Origin of the sequence: Pseudomonas sp. Teo4 (assembly GCF_034387475.1) — a bacterium.
In the GTDB taxonomy this organism is placed as follows: Bacteria; Pseudomonadota; Gammaproteobacteria; order Pseudomonadales; family Pseudomonadaceae; genus Aquipseudomonas.
This window is the reverse complement of record NZ_JAXCIL010000001.1, coordinates 518,414-539,455: the sequence shown is the minus strand read 5'-3', so window position 1 is coordinate 539,455 and position 21,042 is coordinate 518,414. Positions and strand designations below refer to the sequence as shown.

Annotated in this window: 17 protein-coding genes; 7 read left to right on the top strand and 10 right to left on the bottom strand. The window is 62.1% G+C overall.

Annotation, left to right across the window (positions count from 1 at the left end):
- On the top strand, window positions 1–357 hold the full coding sequence (queD, locus tag PspTeo4_RS02695; RefSeq protein ID WP_322362174.1) for a 6-carboxytetrahydropterin synthase QueD: 357 nt from the start codon (window positions 1–3) through the stop codon (window positions 355–357).
- A 69-nt stretch (window positions 358–426) separates the two neighbouring features.
- On the opposite strand, the gene PspTeo4_RS02690 is transcribed toward queD, so the two are convergent.
- Complete coding sequence (locus tag PspTeo4_RS02690) at window positions 427–969, bottom strand: hypothetical protein (protein WP_322362173.1); 543 nt, start codon at window positions 967–969, stop codon at window positions 427–429.
- Between the two features lie 309 nt (window positions 970–1,278).
- The gene (locus tag PspTeo4_RS02685) at window positions 1,279–1,758 is read right to left on the bottom strand and encodes a DUF1289 domain-containing protein (RefSeq protein ID WP_322362172.1); all 480 of its coding nucleotides are present in this window, start codon (window positions 1,756–1,758) and stop codon (window positions 1,279–1,281) included.
- Window positions 1,759–2,162: 404 nt separating this feature from the next.
- Between PspTeo4_RS02685 and acnB the strand changes: the two genes are divergently transcribed.
- On the top strand, window positions 2,163–4,772 hold the full coding sequence (gene acnB, locus PspTeo4_RS02680; protein ID WP_322364787.1) for a bifunctional aconitate hydratase 2/2-methylisocitrate dehydratase: 2,610 nt from the start codon (window positions 2,163–2,165) through the stop codon (window positions 4,770–4,772).
- 91 nt (window positions 4,773–4,863) lie between these two features.
- Here the strand turns inward: acnB and prpD are convergent, their stop codons facing one another.
- The 6 genes from prpD to PspTeo4_RS02650 all read right to left on the bottom strand — a co-directional run bounded on the left by prpD (window position 4,864) and on the right by PspTeo4_RS02650 (window position 13,546).
- Complete coding sequence (gene prpD, locus PspTeo4_RS02675; RefSeq protein WP_322362171.1) at window positions 4,864–6,348, bottom strand: 2-methylcitrate dehydratase; 1,485 nt, start codon at window positions 6,346–6,348, stop codon at window positions 4,864–4,866.
- A gap of 165 nt (window positions 6,349–6,513) precedes the next feature.
- On the bottom strand, window positions 6,514–7,704 hold the full coding sequence (gene prpF, locus PspTeo4_RS02670; protein WP_322362170.1) for a 2-methylaconitate cis-trans isomerase PrpF: 1,191 nt from the start codon (window positions 7,702–7,704) through the stop codon (window positions 6,514–6,516).
- Window positions 7,705–7,891: 187 nt separating this feature from the next.
- Window positions 7,892–10,480, bottom strand: a complete 2,589-nt coding sequence (gene acnD / locus PspTeo4_RS02665) for a Fe/S-dependent 2-methylisocitrate dehydratase AcnD (RefSeq protein WP_322362169.1) — start codon at window positions 10,478–10,480, stop codon at window positions 7,892–7,894.
- A 168-nt stretch (window positions 10,481–10,648) separates the two neighbouring features.
- Window positions 10,649–11,776: a 2-methylcitrate synthase gene (gene prpC / locus PspTeo4_RS02660; protein ID WP_322362168.1), complete on the bottom strand. Its 1,128-nt coding sequence runs from the start codon at window positions 11,774–11,776 to the stop codon at window positions 10,649–10,651.
- Window positions 11,777–11,942: 166 nt separating this feature from the next.
- Window positions 11,943–12,833, bottom strand: a complete 891-nt coding sequence (prpB, locus tag PspTeo4_RS02655; RefSeq protein WP_322362167.1) for a methylisocitrate lyase — start codon at window positions 12,831–12,833, stop codon at window positions 11,943–11,945.
- The gene (locus PspTeo4_RS02650) at window positions 12,830–13,546 is read right to left on the bottom strand and encodes a GntR family transcriptional regulator (RefSeq protein WP_322362166.1); all 717 of its coding nucleotides are present in this window, start codon (window positions 13,544–13,546) and stop codon (window positions 12,830–12,832) included. The genes prpB and PspTeo4_RS02650 overlap by 4 nt, the downstream gene beginning before the upstream one ends.
- A 293-nt stretch (window positions 13,547–13,839) precedes the next feature.
- On the opposite strand from PspTeo4_RS02650, the gene PspTeo4_RS02645 reads away from it, so the two are divergent.
- From PspTeo4_RS02645 to PspTeo4_RS02625, 5 genes are all read left to right on the top strand, one after another.
- Window positions 13,840–14,376, top strand: a complete 537-nt coding sequence (locus tag PspTeo4_RS02645; RefSeq protein ID WP_322362165.1) for an ATP-dependent zinc protease — start codon at window positions 13,840–13,842, stop codon at window positions 14,374–14,376.
- A gap of 5 nt (window positions 14,377–14,381) precedes the next feature.
- Window positions 14,382–15,917 (top strand): inactive transglutaminase family protein, encoded by a 1,536-nt coding sequence (locus tag PspTeo4_RS02640; protein ID WP_322362164.1) that lies wholly within the window; start codon window positions 14,382–14,384, stop codon window positions 15,915–15,917.
- On the top strand, window positions 15,917–16,897 hold the full coding sequence (locus PspTeo4_RS02635) for an alpha-L-glutamate ligase-like protein (RefSeq protein WP_322362163.1): 981 nt from the start codon (window positions 15,917–15,919) through the stop codon (window positions 16,895–16,897). Before PspTeo4_RS02640 ends, PspTeo4_RS02635 begins: the two co-directional genes overlap by 1 nt.
- A 127-nt stretch (window positions 16,898–17,024) precedes the next feature.
- A complete protein-coding gene (pabB, locus tag PspTeo4_RS02630; protein ID WP_322362162.1) occupies window positions 17,025–18,368 on the top strand; it encodes an aminodeoxychorismate synthase component I in 1,344 nt (447 codons plus the stop codon).
- A 91-nt stretch (window positions 18,369–18,459) separates the two neighbouring features.
- Window positions 18,460–19,194, top strand: a complete 735-nt coding sequence (locus PspTeo4_RS02625; protein WP_322362161.1) for a phosphoadenylyl-sulfate reductase — start codon at window positions 18,460–18,462, stop codon at window positions 19,192–19,194.
- A 197-nt stretch (window positions 19,195–19,391) separates the two neighbouring features.
- Here PspTeo4_RS02625 and cysB read toward each other — a convergent pair whose 3' ends face one another.
- Window positions 19,392–20,366: an HTH-type transcriptional regulator CysB gene (cysB, locus tag PspTeo4_RS02620; protein ID WP_322362160.1), complete on the bottom strand. Its 975-nt coding sequence runs from the start codon at window positions 20,364–20,366 to the stop codon at window positions 19,392–19,394.
- Window positions 20,367–20,494: 128 nt separating this feature from the next.
- The gene (locus PspTeo4_RS02615) at window positions 20,495–20,992 is read right to left on the bottom strand and encodes a universal stress protein (protein ID WP_322362159.1); all 498 of its coding nucleotides are present in this window, start codon (window positions 20,990–20,992) and stop codon (window positions 20,495–20,497) included.
- Window positions 20,993–21,042 lie beyond the last annotated feature (50 nt).

Here is a 21,042-nt window from a genome sequence, read left to right as displayed (position 1 = left end):
GTGGAAATTTTCAAAGAGTTCACATTCGAATCGGCCCACCGCCTACCCAACGTCCCTGCCGGGCACAAGTGTGGCCGCCTGCATGGTCACTCGTTCAAGGTGGCCTTGCACCTGACCGGCCCGCTCGACCCGCACACCGGCTGGATCCGCGATTTTTCCGAGATCAAGGCGATCTTCAAGCCGATCTACGAGCAACTGGACCACAACTACCTGAACGACATTCCAGGCCTGGAAAACCCCACCAGCGAAGTGATCGCCAAGTGGATCTGGGACCAGGTCAAGCCGCTGCTGCCTGAGCTGTCGAAAGTGCGGATTCACGAGACCTGCACCAGCGGGTGCGAATATATCGGTGATTGATACACCAACGTGATTGGCAACTACGCCACCCTGCGGTCGGGCATCTATACCCGACCGCACGGTAGAGTATCAGCCCATACCGACTCTAAGGATCTCCAGCGAAAGTGTCCCATCTTCACCCTTTCGGGTGTTCAAGTAAGGAGACACACCCAAATCACCTACGTCTCTTTCGGTCAACAATTTGACGCGACGGCCGCTACTGTCTCGCCAAATCACCCCATCAACAGTGGATGTTACCAGTCCGTTCTCGACGTCCAGCCCCTTCAAGCCCCACAGGCTCTCCGAGCTCTTGTGATCGAACGATGACTTGTAAAGGCCGAGGTAACCGTTACGACTCTGCTCAATCAGTGTGCCGCGCGCGAGGTCGAGTTGACTCTGGATGCCGTCAATCTTCCACAGGCGATCGGAGCCTGCCTGGCTTCGATAGCACTCGAAGCTCATCACCAACTCTACAAATGAATAGTCACGACCGCCCGAACCGGCGAAGAGCCAGCCTTTTTCGCCAAAAACCGGGATTGTGTCACTGTAGTTCGCACCGATTGGGTGACGCGCTGACCCGACTTGAAAATAAGCTTTGGCCATGAAACTCCTGGACTTGTCCAAACTGTACATCTGCGTCTCCTGAAGCAAGCTAATGAGCTCCAGAATTTCGGACAACGTGTGTGGCGAATGAAGCAGGACCCGCTTCCAGTCAAGGCAACATTACCAGCCCGCATTCGGCCTCAACCATGATCATGGTTCATGCGAGTATGTTCCAGGTTCTCTACGCAATGTATGTGCACTTGCCCACACTGCATTGAAACGGTGTTCGGAATGCTCATGTGCTCCAAGTAGAGTCGAGCACGGCCCTTGGCCGTTCCTCCCCGTTTCGCGTTGCCTGGCCTTCGTGCTGACACCTTTCATGCTGACCCTAAGCCCGGGTCAGCCCTGCCCGCCTTCCAAGGCATCGCGCAAGAAGCTCGGGGCGATATAGCGCTGGTAATGCGCCTCGGAAAGCAAAAAGAATTCGCGATCGATGGCATCGCGCAACTGCGGCAGTTCCCAATCGCGGAACTCAGGCAGCAACACCATCCCGTAAGCCTCCAGGTCGCGAATCATCCGCGCCCCGCGAGCGATCAGCTGATACGCCCAGCAATACTCCGACTGCTGCTCGACGAAGCGGATTGACCGCTGCACCAGTTGCTGGCGCAGCAGGTTTTTGTCGAACACCTCCAGCTTGGCCATCATCACCTGCGCCAACAGCTGTTCCAGACGCATCCAGACCGCGCGCTTCTGCTCGTCGTCGTAGCCATTCCAGTGGATCACTTCATGGTGAAAACGCTTGCAGCCACGGCACACCGTGTCTCCGTAAACCGTGGAGCAGAGGCCGACGCAAGGGGTCTTGATGGAGTGGTTGGACATGTAAAAACAACGGCTTGGCGGTGGAACACGGGCTTATGTTAGCCCTTTGTCTAACCAGGGTCACTCGTTAAAGTCACATTCACCGCCTTACCTTCGGGCTTTTTTTGCCGTAGAATCATCCCGCCTTTTCAAGGCAACAATGTCCGTTGGAAGCTGTTTTCAAAGCGTCACGAGCACAGTTCATCCGGTAGAACGGCGTTGGCCCGGGTCATGTCCCCACATGCCCGTGCCAGCCCTCATCAGCCTTCCGTTCTACAGGCGTAAAACTTTGAAAGCAGCTTCTGTAAGGATTCTTTGCGACCCTGGCTGGACGGCTCAAAAAGCCGTGCTCCGCGCATGGGTGCAAGGAATGCTGGATGAGCGTCCCGGACTCCCTTTAGGGACCACTGATGAGGGTAATAACTGTGCTTGAAGCCTACCGCAAACACATCGAAGAGCGTGCCGCCCTGGGTATCGTGCCCCAGCCGCTGAACGCCGAACAAACTGCAGGCCTGGTCGAGCTGCTGAAAAACCCGCCGGCCGGCGAAGAAGCCTTCCTCGTAGACCTGATCACCAACCGCGTTCCGCCAGGAGTCGACGAAGCTGCCTACGTCAAGGCCGCTTTCCTCTCCGCCGTCGCCAAAGGTGAAGCCAAGTCCCCGCTGATCGACCGCAAGCACGCCACCGAGCTGCTGGGCACCATGCAGGGCGGCTACAACATCGAAACGCTGGTTACGCTGCTGGATGACGCCGAGTTGGGCGCCGTCGCGGCCGAACAGCTCAAGCACACCCTGCTGATGTTCGATGCCTTCCACGACGTGGCCGAAAAGGCCAAGGCTGGCAACGTCCACGCCAAAGCCGTCCTGGACTCCTGGGCTGCCGGTGAGTGGTTCACCACCCGCCCGGCCATCGCCGACAAGTACACCCTGACCGTGTTCAAGGTGCCTGGCGAAACCAACACCGACGACCTGTCCCCTGCTCCGGACGCCTGGTCGCGCCCTGACATCCCGCTGCACGCCCTGGCCATGCTGAAAATGGCCCGTGACGGCATCGAGCCGCAGCAGCCTGGTTCGGTCGGCCCGCTGGCCCAGATCGAAGCCGTCAAGGCCAAAGGCTTCCCGGTTGCCTACGTCGGTGACGTGGTCGGTACCGGTTCCTCGCGTAAATCCGCCACCAACTCGGTGCTGTGGTTCTTCGGCGACGACATCCCGTACGTGCCGAACAAGCGCGCCGGTGGCTTCTGCTTCGGCACCAAGATCGCCCCGATCTTCTACAACACCATGGAAGACGCCGGCGCCCTGCCGATCGAATTCGACTGCACCAACCTGGCCATGGGCGACGTCATCGACGTTTACCCGTTCAAAGGTGAAGTGCGCCGTCACGGCAGCGACGAGCTGGTCACCAACTTCGAGCTGAAAACCGAAGTCCTGCTGGATGAAGTCCGCGCTGGCGGCCGTATCCCGCTGATCGTCGGCCGTGGCCTGACCGAGAAAGCCCGTGCCGAACTGGGCCTGGGTGCTTCCGACCTGTTCAAGAAGCCAGAGCAGCCTGCCGATTCCGGCAAGGGCTTCACCCTGGCCCAGAAAATGGTCGGCCGCGCTTGCGGTCTGCCAGAAGGCCAAGGCGTACGCCCAGGCGCCTACTGCGAACCGAAGATGACCACCGTCGGCTCCCAGGACACCACTGGCCCGATGACCCGCGACGAGCTGAAAGACCTGGCGTGCCTGGGCTTCTCCGCCGACCTGGTCATGCAGTCGTTCTGCCACACCGCGGCCTATCCGAAGCCGATCGACGTCAACACCCACCACACCCTGCCAGACTTCATCCGCACCCGTGGCGGCGTGTCGCTGCGTCCAGGCGACGGCATCATCCACAGCTGGCTGAACCGCATGCTGATGCCGGACACCGTTGGTACCGGTGGTGACTCGCACACCCGCTTCCCGATCGGCATCTCGTTCCCGGCCGGTTCCGGCCTGGTGGCCTTCGCTGCCGCCACCGGCGTCATGCCGCTGGACATGCCAGAGTCGATCCTGGTGCGCTTCAAGGGCAAACTGCAACCCGGCATCACCCTGCGTGACCTGGTTCATGCCATCCCTTACTACGCCATCCAGAAGGGCCTGCTGACCGTCGAGAAGAAGGGCAAGATCAACGCCTTCTCGGGCCGCATCCTCGAGATCGAAGGCCTGAACGACCTGACCGTCGAGCAAGCCTTCGAGCTGTCCGACGCCTCGGCCGAACGTTCTGCCGCTGGTTGCACCATCAAGCTGCCAGAGAAGGCTATCGCCGAGTACCTGCAGTCGAACATCACCCTGCTGCGCTGGATGATCGGCGAAGGCTACGGCGATGCCCGTACCCTGGAGCGCCGCGCCCAGGCGATGGAAGCCTGGCTGGCCAAGCCTGAACTGCTGTCGGCTGACGCCGATGCCGAATACGCCGAAATCATCGAAATCGACCTGGCCGACGTCAAAGAGCCTGTGCTCTGCGCGCCGAACGACCCGGACGATGCCCGCCTGCTGTCCTCGGTACAGGGCGAGAAGATCGACGAAGTGTTCATCGGTTCGTGCATGACCAACATCGGTCACTTCCGCGCTGCCGGCAAGCTGCTGGACAAGGTCAAGGGCGGTATCCCGACCCGTCTGTGGCTGGCTCCGCCAACCAAGATGGACGCTCACCAGCTGACCGAAGAAGGCTACTACGGCATCTACGGCAAAGCTGGCGCGCGCATGGAAATGCCAGGCTGCTCGCTGTGCATGGGTAACCAGGCACGTGTGCAGACCGGTTCGACCGTGGTTTCCACCTCGACCCGTAACTTCCCGAACCGTCTGGGCGACGCGACCAACGTGTACCTGGCTTCGGCCGAGCTGGCCGCAGTTGCTTCGATCATCGGCAAGCTGCCGACCGTCGAAGAGTACATGCAGTACGCCAAGGACATCGACAGCATGGCTGCCGACGTCTACCGCTACCTGAGCTTCGACCAGATCGCCGAATTCCGCGAAGCGGCAGCCAACGCCAAGATCCCAGTGGTCCAGGCGTAAGCTGAGTTGTAAGATGTAAAGAAAAGCCCCGGTAGAAATACCGGGGCTTTTTCTTTGCTGCCTGGCCTGCGACAAGGCCGTTGCAAACACCTCAAATCACGAACAGATCGACAAAGTTGTGCACGGCGGTACCCTCCAGCCGCTGCTGATCCTTGCACAAGGCAAATATCGCCTCGCACCGCTGTCGGGCAAAGCGCGTTGCCAGGTTCTCCCTGAACTTCGCTTCCAGCAACGGGATACCTTCCCCGCGCCGACGCCGATGGCCGATTGGGTACTCCACCACCACCTGCTCGGTGCTGGTGCCATCCTTGAAAAACACCTGCACGCTATTAGCGATCGAGCGTTTGTCAGGCTCCAGGTACTCGCGGCTGAAACGCGGTTCTTCAACCACCTCCATCTTGTCACGCAACCGGTCGATGCTGGGGTGCGCTGCGTGGAAGGCATCCTCATAGTGCTCGGCCACCAAGTGACCGAAGATCAGCGGCACGGCCACCATGTACTGCAGGCAATGGTCACGGTCAGCGGCATTGGCCAGCGGGCCGCTCTTGGAAATGATGCGGATCGCCGATTCTTGGGTGGTGATGAGAATCCGGTCGACTTCATGCAAGCGGTTGCGCACCTGTCGATGCAGCATCACTGCCGCCTCGCAGGCAGTCTGAGCATGGAACTCAGCGGGAAAACTGACCTTGAACAGCACGTTTTCCATCACGTAGCTGCCCAGCGGCTGGGGCAAGCGAAGCTCGCGCTGGTCGGCGGGCTTGAGCGCCAGGTCCTTGTTGGTATGGCTGAACGACACATCGTAGAACCCCCACTGTGGCGCGGTCAGCACACCCGGAACGCCCATTTCATCTCGCAACGCGATGTCCGCCAGGCGCACACCACGACTGGAGGCATCGCCCGCTGCCCAGGATTTGCGCGACCCTGCATTCGGCGCATGGCGGTACGCCCGCAGCGCCTGGCCATCGACGAAGGCATGGGACAGGGCCGAAAGCAGCTGATCACGGTTGGCCCCCATCAACTTGGCGCACACGGCAGTGGATGCAACCTTCACCAGAATCACATGGTCGAGGCCGACACGGTTGAAGGCATTCTCAAGCGCCAGCACGCCCTGGACTTCATGAGCCATTACCATGGCCTCCAGCACGTCGCGCATGCTCAGCGGCGTCTCGCCATTGGCCACGCGCCTTTGCGACAGGTGGTCTGCCACAGCAAGGATGCCGCCGAGGTTGTCAGAGGGATGCGCCCATTCGGCGGCCAGCCAGGTGTCGTTGTAATCCAGCCAGCGCACGGTGCAGCCGATATCCCAGGCCGCCTTGACCGGGTCCAGGCGATAGGAGGTGCCGGGAACGCGAGCGCCATGGGGGACCACGGTGCCTTCCACCAACGGACCGAGGAGTTTCGTGCATTCGGGGAAGCGCAGGGCCAGCAGGCCGCAGCCAAGGGTGTCGATCAGGCAGTTGCGCGCGGTATCCAGCGCTTCAGGGGATTCGACCCGATATCTGAGCACATAGTCAGCCAGGGTTTGCAGTATCGGGTCGTAGTCCGGGCGGTCGTTCAGGTCTACATTGGCGCTCATTTCCAGCTCCTGTGAAGGGGGCTGCCGAGCAGCCCGTCGCTGGCAAGCCAGACCCCACACAGATTGCATCGCCCTCTAGTCGAGCGCCTTACCTGTGGGGGCCGGCTTGCCGGCGATGGGCCGCAACGCGGCCCTGCTCATCCAGAACCGAGCGCCAATGGTGCGTTAGAAGCTATCGCCAGGCACCCTCACCCAGCCTTCCATCAGCACGCGAGCACTACGGCTCATGATTGCCTTGGTCACCGTCCACTCGCCCCCGACCTGGCGCGCCTCGGCCCCCACCCGCAACGTACCCGAGGGGTGGCCGAAACGCACGGCGCTGCGTTCTCCCCCGCCTGCGGCGAGGTTGACCAGCGTGCCTGGAATGGCGGCAGCGGTACCGATCGCCACGGCTGCGGTGCCCATCATCGCGTGGTGCAGCTTGCCCATGGACAACGCACGCACCAGCAGGTCGACATCGTCAGCCGCGACAGTCTTGCCACTGGACGCAGTGTAGGTGGTTGGTGGCGCGACGAAGGCAACCTTGGGAGTGTGCTGACGTCCGGCAGCCTGGTCGACATGCTCGATCAGACCCATGCGCACCGCGCCATAGGCCCGGATGGTCTCGAAACGCAGCAGCGCCTGGGCATCACCATTGATTGCATCCTGCAATTCGGTACCGGTGTAACCAATATCGGCCGCATTGACGAAAATGGTCGGGATGCCAGCGTTGATCAAAGTCGCCTTGAACGTACCAATGCCTGGTACCTCCAGATCGTCCACCAGGTTACCCGTGGGGAACATGGCGCCACCGTCACCATCCTCGTCAGCCGCCGGGTCGAGAAACTCCAGCTGAACCTCGGCTGCGGGGAAGGTCACGCCGTCGAGTTCGAAGTCGCCGGTTTCCTGCACTTCGCCCTCGGTGATCGGCACATGGGCAACGATGGTCTTGCCGATATTGGCCTGCCAGATACGCACTGTGGCGATGCCGTTGCGGGGAATGCGCGACGCCTCAACCAGACCACTGCTGATGGCGAAGGAGCCGACAGCGGCAGACAGGTTGCCGCAGTTGCCGCTCCAGTCGACGAACGCCTTGTCGATGGAGACCTGGCCGAACAGGTAGTCCACGTCGTGCTCCGGCTTGATGCTGGGCGACAGGATGACGGTCTTGCTGGTGCTGGAAGTCGCACCGCCCATGCCGTCGATCTGCTTGCCGTAGGGGTCGGGGCTGCCGATGACCCGCAGCAGCAGTGCGTCGCGGGCCGGGCCGGGAATCTGGGCCTGCTCGGGCAGGTCCTGCAGGCGGAAGAACACGCCTTTGCTGGTGCCGCCACGGATGTAGGTGGCGGGGATTTTTACTTGCGGTACATGTGCCATTGAATAGTCCTGTTCAATCTGGGCGCGCTGCGCGCGCCATCGCAGGCTGCGCCAGCTCCCACAAAATAGCTGCCTGAGCTGTCACAAGCAGTCCCACAAAATGGCTGCCTGAGCTGTCACAGACAGTCCAAGAAGTTCCGTGGGAGCTGGCGCAGCCTGCGATGGGCTGCGCGGCAGCCCCCTGCCACTACGCCGAAGCTTCCAGGAAGTCCTGGGCAAAGCGCTGCAGCACGCCACCAGCCTCGTAGATCGACACTTCTTCAGCAGTATCCAGACGGCAAGTCACCGGCACCTCGACCCGCTCGCCATTCTTACGGGTCACCACCAGCGTCAAGGTTGCACGCGGCTTGCGCTCGCCCAGCACGTCGTAGGTTTCGCTACCGTCCAATGCCAGGGTCTTGCGATCGGTACCCGCCTTGAACTCCAGCGGCAGCACACCCATGCCGACCAGGTTGGTCCGGTGAATACGCTCGAAACCCTCGGCAACAATGGCTTCGACACCCGCCAGGCGCACGCCCTTGGCCGCCCAGTCACGGGACGAGCCTTGGCCATAGTCGCCCCCGGCAACGATGATCAGCGGCTGCTTGCGCTCCATGTAGGTCTCGATCGCTTCCCACATGCGGGTCACCTTGCCTTCCGGCTCGATACGCGCCAGCGAACCCTGCTTCACACTGCCGTCTTCCTTGCGCACCATCTCGTTGAACAGCTTAGGGTTGGCGAAGGTGGCACGTTGGGCGGTCAGGTGGTCACCACGGTGGGTGGCGTAGGAGTTGAAGTCTTCCTCAGGCAGGCCCATTTTCGCCAGGTACTCGCCCGCCGCGCTGTCGAGCAGGATGGCGTTGGACGGCGACAGGTGGTCGGTGGTGATGTTGTCCGGCAGCACCGCCAGCGGACGCATGCCACGCAGGGTGCGCTCACCGGCCAGGGCACCTTCCCAGTATGGCGGGCGACGAATGTAGGTGCTCATCGGGCGCCATTCGTACAGCGGCGCCACTTTCGGGCCACGGTCTTCCTCGATGGCGAACATCGGGATGTAGACCTTGCGGAACTGCTCGGGCTTGACCGCCGCACGCACCACCGCGTCGATCTCTTCGTCGCTCGGCCAGATGTCCTTCAGACGAATCTCTTTGCCATCGACCACGCCCAGCACATCCTTCTCGATGTCGAAGCGGATGGTACCGGCGATGGCATAGGCCACGACCAGCGGCGGCGATGCCAGGAACGCCTGCTTGGCGTATGGGTGAATACGCCCATCGAAGTTGCGGTTGCCCGACAGCACGGCAGTGGCGTACAGGTCACGGTCGATGATCTCTTGCTGGATCACCGGGTCCAGCGCGCCGGACATGCCGTTGCAGGTGGTGCAGGCAAAGGCGACGATGCCAAAGCCCAGTTGCTCAAGCTCTTTCTCAAGACCCGCTTCTTCCAGGTACAGCTGAACGGCTTTGGAACCCGGCGCCAGCGACGACTTGACCCAAGGCTTGCGCACCAGGCCGAGCTTGTTGGCGTTGCGCGCCAGGAGGCCGGCAGCGATCACGTTGCGCGGGTTGCTGGTGTTGGTGCAGCTGGTGATGGCGGCAATGATCACCGCGCCGTCCGGCATCTGGCCCGGGACTTCTTCCCAGGCGCCGGCAATGCCTTTCGCTGCCAGGTCGCTGGTGGCCACGCGGGCATGCGGGTTGGACGGGCCGGCCATGTTGCGCACCACGCTCGACAGATCGAAGTGCAGCACGCGCTCGTACTCGGCCTTGGCCAAGGCGTCTGCCCACAGGCCAGTGGCCTTGGCATAGGTTTCCACCAGCTTGACCTGCTGTTCTTCGCGGCCGGTCAGCTTGAGATAGTCGATGGTCTGCTGGTCGATGGCGAACATCGCGGCAGTGGCGCCATACTCCGGCGCCATGTTGGAGATGGTGGCGCGGTCGCCCAGGGTCAGGGCGCGGGCACCTTCGCCATAGAATTCGAGGTAGGCGCCGACCACTTTCTGCTTGCGCAGGAACTCGGTCAGGGCCAGCACCAGGTCGGTGGCGGTGATGTTCGGCGCCAGCTTGCCGCCAAGCTCGACACCAACGATTTCCGGCAGGCGCATCCACGAGGCGCGGCCAAGCATGACGTTCTCGGCTTCAAGGCCACCGACACCGATGGCGATCACGCCCAGGGCATCGACGTGTGGCGTGTGGCTGTCGGTACCGACGCAGGTGTCCGGGTAGGCCACGCCACGGTCGCTGTGGATCACCGGCGACATCTTCTCCAGGTTGATCTGGTGCATGATGCCGTTGCCCGGCTGGATCACATCGACGTTCTTGAACGCCTTCTTGGTCCAGTTGATGAAGTGGAAACGGTCTTCGTTGCGACGGTCTTCGATGGCACGGTTCTTCTCGAACGCCTGCGGGTCGAAACCACCGCACTCGACGGCCAGGGAGTGGTCGACGATCAACTGCACCGGCACCACCGGGTTGACCTGGGCCGGGTCACCGCCTTTGTCGGCAATGGCGTCACGCAGGCCAGCCAGGTCGACCAGCGCGGTTTGGCCGAGGATGTCGTGGCACACCACGCGGGCCGGGAACCAAGGGAAGTCGAGGTCGCGCTTGCGTTCGATGAGCTGCTCGAGGGACGCGTCGAGGGTAGCTGGGTCGCAACGGCGTACCAGGTTTTCGGCCAGCACGCGGGAAGTGTATGGCAGGCCGTCGTATGCGCCGGGCTTGATCGCCTCGACCGCCGCGCGGGCGTCGTAGTAGTCCAGGTCGGTGCCTGGCAGGTGCTTGCGGAATGCGGTATTCATATCGTTATCAGGCTCGGTCACGGTACGGTCAACAGCCCTGCGCTGCCTGTTCTGGCCTCATCGCCGGCAAGCCGGCTCCCACAGGAACTGCACAATGCTCAGCGGCGGCGATGAACCTGTGGGAGCCGGTTTGCCGGCGATGGGCCCACAGGTGCATGGCCTGCTGTATCAGCGCTGCTCGATCGGCACGAACTGGCGCTGCTCGACGCCGACATACTCGGCGCTCGGGCGGATGATGCGGTTGTTGGCACGCTGCTCGAAGACATGCGCCGCCCAGCCGGTCAGGCGCGAGCAGACGAAGATCGGGGTGAACAGCTTGGTCGGGATACCCATGAAGTGGTACGCCGAGGCATGGTAGAAGTCGGCGTTGGGGAACAGGCGTTTCTGCTCCCACATGGTCTTGTCGATGGCTTCGGAGACCGGGTACAGCACCTTGTCACCCACTTCATCGGCCAGCTGCTTCGACCAACCCTTGATCACCTCGTTACGCGGGTCGGACTCTTTATAGATGGCATGGCCGAAGCCCATGATCTTGTCCTTGCGCTCGAGCATGGCCAGCAGCTCGGTCACCGCTTCCTGCGGGCTCTGGAAGCGCTCGATCAGCTCCATCGCCGCCTCGTTGGCGCCACCGTGCAGCGGGCCACGCAGCGAACCGATGGCCGCGGTGATGCACGAGTACAGGTCGGACAGGGTCGAGGCGCAGACGCGGGCGGTGAAGGTCGAGGCGTTGAATTCGTGCTCGGCGTAGAGAATCAGCGAGACGTTCATCACCTTGACGTGCAGCTCGCTCGGCTTCTTGCCGTGCAGCAGGTGCAGGAAGTGCCCGCCCAGGGTGTCTTCGTCACTGGTGCAGTCGATGCGCACACCCTGGTGGGTGAAGCGGTACCAGTAGCACATGATCGCCGGGAACACGGCCAGCAGGCGGTCGGTCTTCTCGCGCTGGGCCTCGAAGGTCAGCTCGGGCTCCAGGGTACCCAGCACCGAGCAACCGGTGCGCATCACGTCCATCGGATGGGCATCGCGGGGAATGCGCTCAAGCACTTCCTTGAGGGCTTGCGGCAGGTCGCGCAGGCCTTTGAGCTTGCGCTTGTAGTCGGCCAGTTCAGCCTTGCTTGGCAGCTCGCCGTACAGCAGCAGGTAGGCGACTTCCTCGAACTCGGCACCGGCCGCCAGGTCACGGACATCGTAGCCGCGGTAGGTCAGCCCGGCACCGGCCTGGCCGACTGTCGACAATGCGGTCTGGCCGGCCACCTGGCCACGCAGGCCTGCGCCACTGAGTACTTTTGCTTCGGCCATGGTGTTTCTCCTTTCTTGAAATTGTTATGGAATCTTTCTGGCTAATTCGGGGTGTCTGTGTGGGCCCTATCGCCGGCAAGCCGGCTCCTACAGGGACAGTGCATGCCTCAAAACCAGTGCAGTCCCTTGTGGGAGCCGGCTTGCCGGCGATGAGGCCAGCACAGGCTCAACCTTTCTTCTGGGCGAACAACGCATCCAGGCTCTGCTCGAAAGCGTGGTAACCAATGGCATCGTAGAGCTCCATGCGGGTCTGCATGGTGTCGACCACGTTCTTCTGGGTACCGTCGCGGCGCAGTGCGGTGTAGACGTTTTCAGCCGCCTTGTTCATGGCGCGGAAGGCCGACAGCGGGTACAGCACCAGCGACACGTCGACCGAAGCCAGTTCTTCGGTGGTGTACAGCGGCGTTGCACCGAATTCGGTGATATTGGCCAGAATCGGCGCCCTTACGCGGTCGGCGAAGGTCTTGTACATCGAAAGCTCGGTGATGGCTTCCGGGAAAATCATGTCGGCGCCAGCCTCGATGCAGGCCTCGGCGCGATCCAGGGCGGCGTTCAGACCTTCAACAGCCAGAGCGTCGGTACGCGCCATGATCACGAAGCTGTCGTCGGTACGGGCGTCCACCGCCGCCTTGATGCGATCGACCATCTCCTGCTGAGTGACGATCTCTTTATTCGGACGGTGCCCACAACGCTTGGCGCCCACCTGGTCTTCGATGTGAATGGCCGCAGCGCCGAACTTGATCATCGAACGCACGGTACGGGCGACGTTGAAGGCCGAAGCGCCAAACCCGGTGTCGACATCCACCAGCAGCGGCAGGTCGCAGACGTCGGTGATACGGCGCACATCGGTCAATACGTCATCCAGGCCGCTGATGCCCAGGTCCGGAAGGCCCAGGGAACCTGCGGCGACGCCGCCACCGGACAGGTAGATGGCCTTGAAACCGGCACGCTTGGCCAGCAGGGCGTGGTTGGCGTTGATCGCGCCGACCACTTGCAGCGGATGCTCGGCAGCTACGGCGTCGCGAAAACGCTGACCGGGGGTGCTCTTCACAGTCATGACTCACCTCGTGGGCTGTTGTTGTTGGCGTCCAGGTAGTGACGCTCAATGTTGCGTTTGGACGCGCCGATGTGGCGGCGCATCAGGAGTTCGGCCAGTTCGCCGTCTCGGTCGGCGATGGCGTCGAGGATGCGGTGGTGCTCGGCGAAGGCCTGGCGTGGCCGATTGGGCGTGGCAGAGAACTGGATGCGGTACATGCGCACCAGTTGGTACAACTCGCCGCAGAGCATCTTGACCAGGGTCTGGTTGCCGCTGCCCTGAATGATCCGGTAGTGGAAGTCGTAGTCGCCTTCCTGTTGGTAGTAGCCCTGCCCCGCCTGGAACGCGGCGTCGCGCTCGTGGGTGTCGAGCACCCGGCGCAACTCGTCGATGTCGGCCAGGCTCATGCGCTCGGCGGCCAGACGGCAGGCCATGCCTTCCAGGGATTCGCGGATTTCATAAAGCTCGATCAGCTCGGCATGACTGAGCGACACCACCCGCGCCCCGACGTGCGGCACCCGCACCAGCAGGCGCTGCCCTTCCAGACGGTGGATGGCCTCGCGCAGCGGGCCGCGACTGATGCCGTAGGTACGCGCCAGCTCAGGCTCGGAGATCTTGCTGCCGGGGGCGATCTCGCCCTTGACGATCGCGGCCTGAATACGGCGGAAGACGTTCTCGGACAAGGTTTCCGTTTCGTCGTTCACCGCGGGGCTGTCGATGGAAAGGTCGAGCATATTGTTGACACCTTGCTAGTCACTTCGCCAGAAACTAGCGAATCAGGCGCCAACAGTCAAAGACAAAATCAATATTGTCGACAATTGTCTAAGAACGAACTTACCCAAGCCCTGCGCTGTCTGATTGCGACGCGCTGGCGCCAAGACATCGTCGTGATAGAATGCCGCGCCTCCAACGGAGTATGGATTGCGTGTCTGTCATCCATTCATGTTGTTGACAGATGAACGAGGAAGCTTGCGCAGTAGTTGCCAGTCGCCTTGCCCCGAACCCTGCACAGCACCGCGCCAGGATTATGAGACTTACACCCGTTTTACTGCTGTCATGCCTCACCCTGCTGCCGGCCCTTGGCCAGGCGGCGGGCAAGACCGTGTATGGTCTGAACGAATACGCTCGCCTGGGCGACCTCGACCTGGAGGTGGCCGCCAAGCTCGACACCGGCGCCAAGACCGCCTCCCTCAGTGCCCGCGACATCAAGCGCTTCAAGCGCAATGGCGAGAGCTGGGTGCGCTTCTACCTGGCCATTGATGCCGCCCACTCGCACCCGATCGAGCGCCCTCTGGCCCGCGTCAGCAAAATCAAGCGCCGCGCTGGCGACTATGATGCTGACTCCGGCAAGGCCTACACGGCCCGCCCGGTCATCGAACTCGAAATCTGCATGGGCCAGAACCTGCGCACCATCGAAGTCAACCTCACCGACCGCAGCGCTTTCCAGTTCCCGCTGCTGATCGGCTCCGAGGCGCTCAAGCACTTCGACGCGCTGGTCGACCCAAGCCTTAAATACGCGGCCGGCAAACCTGCCTGTGCCACCGAAGCTCCCAAAGCAGAGTAACCCCGATGCGCTCTCTTACCCTCCATCTGAAAGTCCTGATCACCGTGCTGGTGTTGCTGGGCGTGGCGGTCACGGCTTATCAGATCTTCTTCCTCGGCATTCCGGTGACCGAGGACGAAACCGATGACCTGTGGAACATCGACGCCAAGGTCGAGTTCGTGGCCAGCGCCAAGGACCCGGTCAAGATCCAGATGTTCGTACCGCCCCTGAACCGCGACTACGTCAGCCTCAACGAGAGCTTCATCTCCAACAACTACGGGGTGAGCGTCAACCGGGCCGACGGCAACCGCAAGGTGACCTGGTCGGCGCGCCGCGCCAGTGGCAACCAGACGCTCTACTACCGCCTGGTACTGACCAAGCGTTACAGCAAGGAAAAGACCACGGTAAAAGGCCCGACCTTCCGTGACAGCCTGGCTGTCGAAGGCCCTGAGAAGATCGCCGCCGAAGCGCTGATGGCGCCGATCCGCCAGCACTCGGCCGACGTCGAGACCTTCGTCAGCGAGACCATCAAACGTGTCAACAATCTCAACGATGACAACGTCAAGCTGTTGCTGGCCGGCGACACTTCGGCCATGAAGAAGGCCCAGGTCATCGACCTGCTGCTGTCGATCGCCCACGTGCCGATCGAGAAGGTCCACACCATCCGCCTGGTCGCCGACACCCCGCAAACACCTGAACTGTGGCTGCGCAGCTTCAACGGCACCGACTGGCTGTACTTCAACCCGGACACCGGCGAGCAAGGCCTGCCTAGCGACCGCCTGCTGTGGTGGACCGGCGATGACAACCTGATCACCGTCGATGGTGGCAAGAAAGCCAACGTCACCTTCAGCATGAACAACAGCGAGATGAACGCCATCCGCCTGGCCAAGCTGACCGACGAGAACACCGACGCCGACTTCCTCGAGTACTCCCTGTACGGCCTGCCGCTGCAGACCCAGCAAACCTTCATGATCATGGTAATGATCCCGATCGGTGTGCTGGTGATCCTGGTGCTGCGCAACCTGATCGGCGTCCAGACCCTGGGTACCTTCACCCCGGTGCTGATCGCCCTGGCCTTCCGCGAGACCCAACTGGGCTTCGGTATCATCCTGTTCACGGTGATCACCGCCCTGGGCCTGTCGTTGCGCTCGTACCTCGAACACCTCAAGCTGCAGATGCTGCCGCGCCTGTCGGTGGTGCTGACCTTCGTGGTGGTGCTGATTGCCGCCATCAGCCTGTTCAGCCACAAGCTGGGCCTTGAGCGCGGCCTGTCGGTCGCCCTGTTCCCGATGGTGATTCTGACCATGACCATCGAGCGCCTGTCGATCACCTGGGAAGAACGTGGCGGCGGCCATGCCATGAAAGTCGCCATCGGCACCCTGTTCGCGGCCTCGCTCGCGCACCTGCTGATGACCGTACCGGAGCTGGTGTACTTCGTCTTCACCTTCCCGGCGGTGCTGCTGATTCTGGTGGGCTTCATGCTGGCGATGGGTCGCTACCGCGGCTACCGCCTGACCGAGCTCGTGCGCTTCAAGGCTTTTCTGAAGAAGGCTGACGCCTGATGTTCGGCCTGATCAAGACCTGGAAAGCCCTGGAGGCCCGGGGCATCATGGGTATCAACCGGCGCAACGCGGACTACGTGTTGAAGTACAACAAGCGCCACCTGTACCCGATCGTCGACGACAAGATCATCACCAAGGAACGCGCCTTGGCCGCCGGCATCCACGTGCCGGAAATGTACGGCATCATCGAGACCGAAAAACAGATCGAGAAGCTCGACCAGATCATTGGCGAGCGCAACGATTTCGTCATCAAGCCGGCGCAAGGCGCCGGCGGTGACGGCATCCTGGTAATTGCCGACCGCTTCGAGGACAACTACCGCACGGTCTCCGGCAAGATCATCAGCCATGAGGAAATCGAGCACCAGATTTCCAGCATCCTGACTGGCCTGTACTCGCTCGGTGGCCACCGCGACCGCGCACTGATCGAGTACCGGGTGACCCCGGACCAGATCTTCAAGAGCATCAGCTACGAAGGCGTGCCGGACATCCGCATCATCGTGCTGATGGGCTACCCGGTAATGGCCATGCTGCGCTTGCCGACCCGCCAGTCCGGCGGCAAGGCCAACCTGCACCAGGGCGCCATCGGCGTGGGTGTGGACCTGGCCACCGGCATGACGCTGCGCGGCACCTGGCTGAACCGGATCATCAGCAAGCACCCGGACACCACCAACGCGGTGGACGGCGTGCAACTGCCGAACTGGGACGGTTTCATGAAGCTGGCTGCCAGTTGCTATGAACTGTGCGGCCTGGGCTACATTGGCGTGGACATGGTGCTGGACCAGGACAAGGGGCCGTTGATTCTCGAACTCAACGCCCGCCCTGGCCTGAACATCCAGATCGCCAACGACTGCGGTCTGACCCAACGCACCCACGCCATCGAGGCGCATCTGGAAGCGCTGGCGAAGAATGGCGAAACCGAGGATGCCGAGCAGCGCGTGCGCTTTGCGCAGGGGTTGTTCGGGCACGTGAATTCGCGCTAGCAAACCCAGAGGGGCCGCTTTGCGGCCCCAACATAAAACGCAACGGTGAATGTCGCGCCCAGTGCTAGGCGCTTATCCCACACAGGTCTACAATCGCCCCCTCGCTTTTTCATCGCCGTCCATTCTGATGCCGACCTGTACGCTCCACCCTCTACCCTACCAGCCCGACCCCGCCGCCTATTTCGCACGCATGCGCAAGGCTCCTGGCGCCATTCTGCTCGACAGTGCCCGCCCCGGCGCCGAACGTGGCCGCTTCGACCTGCTCAGCGCCTGGCCCATGCAGCACCTGCAAGCGCAGCCTGATGAAACGGGGCGCGCCTTCCTGCAACGCCTGCGTGACGGCTTGGCGCAACTGGGCCGGGCCGAGCTGCCCGAGGGTGTTGAACTGCCGTTCGCCGGTGGCCTGATCGGCTACCTGAGCTACGACTTCGGCCGTCGCCTGGAGCACCTGCCAAGCCAGGCCATCGACGACCTGGACCTGCCCGACGCGCAACTGGGCTTGTATGCCTGGGCATTGGTCACCGACCACCTGCTGGGCACCAGCCAATTGGTCCTGCACCCAAGCCTGGACAGCACCGAGCAAGCGCGACTGATCAGCCTGTTCGAAGCCCCTGAGGGCGTCGAGCACCCTGAATTCCAGCTGCTTGCCCCGATGACCGGCGACCTGACCCCGGCGCAATACAAAGTCGCCTTCGACCAGGTCCAGCAGTACATTCAGGCCGGCGATTGCTACCAGATCAACCTCACCCAACGCTTCCGTGCGCCCTGCCAGGGTGACCCTTGGCGTGCCTATCAGGCTCTGCGCAAGGCTTGCCCGACGCCGTTCTCGGGCTTTCAGCAACTGGCCGACGGCAGCGCGCTGCTCAGCTTCTCTCCAGAGCGTTTCATCCGGGTCAGCCAAGGGTTGGTCGAAACCCGGCCAATCAAGGGCACCCGCCCACGCTCAGCCGACCCAACCGAGGACCTGCGCAACGCCGAAGAGCTGCGTCACAGCCCCAAGGACCGCTCGGAAAACCTGATGATCGTCGACCTGCTGCGCAATGACCTGGGCCGCACCTGCCAGATTGGCTCGGTCAAGGTGCCTGAGCTGTTCAGCCTGGAGAGCTACCCCAACGTCCACCACCTGGTCAGCAGCATTACCGGTCGCCTGGCCAACGACAAGGACGCCCTGGACCTGATCGGCGATAGCTTCCCCGGCGGCTCGATCACCGGCGCACCGAAAATCCGCGCCATGCAGATCATCGACGAGCTTGAGCCTACACGCCGCGCCCTGTACTGCGGCTCGCTGCTGTACGTGGACGTGCGCGGCGAGATGGACAGCTCCATCGCCATTCGCAGCCTGCTGATCAAGGATGGGCAAGCCAGCTGTTGGGGCGGCGGCGCCGTAGTGGCGGACTCCAACTGGCAGGCGGAATACGAAGAGTCGATCGCCAAGGTGCGGGTGTTGATGCAGACGCTGCAAGGCCTGTGATTCAGCAGGCGGGCGCGTCTACCCCGCCATTTTTTGTTACCATCACACCACTACGAGCGCACAGCGCCACAGCCAAGATGGAAACCGCCTGATGAGCCAACCCTTCGACGTCGCCGCCCTGGCCGCGACCTATGCCAACAAGTCCCCACAGGACATCCTGAAGCTTGCCTTCGAGCACTTCGGCGACGACCTGTGGATCTCCTTCAGCGGCGCCGAGGACGTGGTGCTGGTCGACATGGCCTGGAAGCTGAACAAGCAGGTCAAGGTGTTCAGCCTCGACACCGGCCGCCTGCACCCGGAAACCTACCGCTTCATCGACCAGGTGCGCGAACAATACAACCTGCCGATCGAGATCCTCAGCCCGGACCGCGCCAAGCTGGACCCGTTCGTCAAGGAAAAGGGCCTGTTCAGCTTCTACAAGGACGGCCATGGCGAGTGCTGCGGCGTCCGCAAGATCGAGCCACTGCGGCGCAAACTGGCCACGGTGAGCGCCTGGGCCACCGGTCAGCGTCGCGACCAGAGCCCTGGCACCCGCAGCCAGGTGGCGGCACTGGAAATCGACACGGCGTTCTCCACCCCCGAGCGCACCCTGTACAAGTTCAACCCGCTGGCGCAAATGACCAGTGAGGAAGTCTGGGGTTATATCCGCATGCTCGAACTGCCGTACAACAGCCTGCACGAGCGCGGCTTCATCAGCATCGGCTGCGAGCCCTGCACCCGCCCGGTGTTGCCGAACCAGCACGAGCGCGAAGGCCGCTGGTGGTGGGAAGAGTCGACCCAGAAGGAATGCGGGCTGCACGCTGGCAACCTGATCAGCAAGGCCTGACCCACAGTAAGTTAAGCCAGAGGGACCGCTTTGCGGTCCATCGCAGGCTCCGCCAGCTCCCACAGATCAGATGCATGCGTCAAGAAGCGCACTCAATCCGTGGGAGCTGGCGAAGCCTGCGATGGGCTGCAGAGCAGCCCAATTACCTCAACTGACAGGCATTAGCCCTCAAGCCGGTTTTTTCATGCCTGGTGTAATCAGTGCACCGGCAGCTCGACGCCGTCGAACAGCTCTTCGAGCTCTTGCTTGTTATGGCACTGGATGGCCTTGGCCATCACCTCGCGGGTCAGGTGCGGGGCGAACTTCTCGATGAAGTCGCACATGAAGCCACGCAGGAAGGTGCCACGACGGAAGCCGATCTTGGTGATGCTGGCCTCGAACAATTCGCTGGCGTCCAGGGCCACCAGGTCGCTGTCGAGCTTGGTGTCGACCGCCATCTTGGCCACGATACCCACGCCCAGCCCCAGGCGCACATAGGTCTTGATCACGTCAGCGTCAGCAGCGGTGAACACCACCTTCGGTGTCAGGCCGCGGTGGTTGAACGCTTCGTCCAGCTTGGAGCGGCCAGTGAAACCGAACACGTAGGTCACGATCGGGTACTCGGCAACGGCTTCCAGCGTGAGCTTCGGCAGCTTGGTCAGCGGGTGGCCCTGCGGCACCACCACGCAACGGTTCCACTTGTAGCACGGCATCATGATCAGGTCGCCGAACAACTCCAGGGCCTCGGTGGCAATGGCGAAGTCGACGGTGCCGTCAGCGGCCATCTCGGCAATCTGCATGGGCGAGCCCTGGTGCATGTGCAGGGACACTTCCGGGTACTGCTTGATGAAGCTGCTGATCACTGGCGGCAGTGCATAGCGAGCCTGGGTGTGAGTAGTGGCGATGGACAGCGTACCCTTCTTCTCGTTGGAGAATTCCTGGGCGATCTGCTTGATGCTTTCGACCTTGCGCAGGATTTCGCCTGCGGTGTTGATGATGCGCTCACCCGCGGGCGTAACCCGGGTCAGGTGCTTGCCGCTGCGGGCAAAGACTTCAACACCCAGTTCATCCTCGAGCAGGCGGATCTGCTTGCTGATCCCAGGCTGGGAGGTATACAGACTCTGTGCCGTCGCAGAGACGTTCAGGTCATGGTGCGCCACTTCCCAGATGTAGCGCAGTTGTTGAAGCTTCATAGGTTTCCCTCGGATCAGCGGTAAGTCACCGGCTGCAGGCAGCGACGATATATAACTATATTAGTGGTTATCGAAATAAATCTAGAACTATTTTGTTACATGCCTCCGGAAACGCCCTACCGCCAAGTTCACGTTTTCCTACGCCCAAGATGCTGAGCCAGCGGCACCATGTACACCGGTACCGGCGACAATTGCAGCAAGCGCACCGCCGTGCGCCCAATGGGGACATCGACACCCGCCCCCTGGCTATGACTACCAAAAATCAGCAGGTCGACCGCCAGGCGCTGCGCCTGATCGAGAATCACCTGGGCAGGGTCACCCTGCCGCACCCTGACGGTTTTGATGACCGCCAGGTCCGCCTCCTCCCCCAACTCCTCGCGGAAGTTTTCCAGCACGCGCTGTTCGATGTTGGCCATGACCGTGTTGACGCCTTCGCTGTGCAGCTCGTCCAAGGTCTGCTCGTCGAGGTAGCTCTGCAGAAGGGACTCGGCGAACTGCCCCATCGGCTCCACTGCGTGGATCACGTACAACTCCGCGTTGAAGGTTCGCGCCAAAGCCAGGGCATGCTGCATGACAAATGGCGCGTAAACACCGAGGTCGGTGGCATACAACATGGAACGGATCATTCGACCTCCTCGACTGCCGCTACGGCAGAGCAAGCTTCAGCTTAGCAGCG

Bases quoted from the DNA above. Each gene is read 5' to 3' on its own strand.
- PspTeo4_RS02690 (WP_322362173.1), bottom strand. From the start codon at position 969: ATGTACAGTTTGGACAAGTCCAGGAGTTTCATGGCCAAAGCTTATTTT.
- PspTeo4_RS02685 (WP_322362172.1), bottom strand. From the start codon at position 1,758: ATGTCCAACCACTCCATCAAGACCCCTTGCGTCGGCCTCTGCTCCACG.
- prpD (WP_322362171.1), bottom strand. From the start codon at position 6,348: ATGAGCGCCAATGTAGACCTGAACGACCGCCCGGACTACGACCCGATA.
- prpF (WP_322362170.1), bottom strand. From the start codon at position 7,704: ATGGCACATGTACCGCAAGTAAAAATCCCCGCCACCTACATCCGTGGC.
- acnD (WP_322362169.1), bottom strand. From the start codon at position 10,480: ATGAATACCGCATTCCGCAAGCACCTGCCAGGCACCGACCTGGACTAC.
- prpC (WP_322362168.1), bottom strand. From the start codon at position 11,776: ATGGCCGAAGCAAAAGTACTCAGTGGCGCAGGCCTGCGTGGCCAGGTG.
- prpB (WP_322362167.1), bottom strand. From the start codon at position 12,833: ATGACTGTGAAGAGCACCCCCGGTCAGCGTTTTCGCGACGCCGTAGCT.
- PspTeo4_RS02650 (WP_322362166.1), bottom strand. From the start codon at position 13,546: ATGCTCGACCTTTCCATCGACAGCCCCGCGGTGAACGACGAAACGGAA.
- PspTeo4_RS02645 (WP_322362165.1), top strand. From the start codon at position 13,840: ATGAGACTTACACCCGTTTTACTGCTGTCATGCCTCACCCTGCTGCCG.
- PspTeo4_RS02640 (WP_322362164.1), top strand. From the start codon at position 14,382: ATGCGCTCTCTTACCCTCCATCTGAAAGTCCTGATCACCGTGCTGGTG.
- PspTeo4_RS02635 (WP_322362163.1), top strand. From the start codon at position 15,917: ATGTTCGGCCTGATCAAGACCTGGAAAGCCCTGGAGGCCCGGGGCATC.
- pabB (WP_322362162.1), top strand. From the start codon at position 17,025: ATGCCGACCTGTACGCTCCACCCTCTACCCTACCAGCCCGACCCCGCC.
- PspTeo4_RS02625 (WP_322362161.1), top strand. From the start codon at position 18,460: ATGAGCCAACCCTTCGACGTCGCCGCCCTGGCCGCGACCTATGCCAAC.
- cysB (WP_322362160.1), bottom strand. From the start codon at position 20,366: ATGAAGCTTCAACAACTGCGCTACATCTGGGAAGTGGCGCACCATGAC.
- PspTeo4_RS02615 (WP_322362159.1), bottom strand. From the start codon at position 20,992: ATGATCCGTTCCATGTTGTATGCCACCGACCTCGGTGTTTACGCGCCA.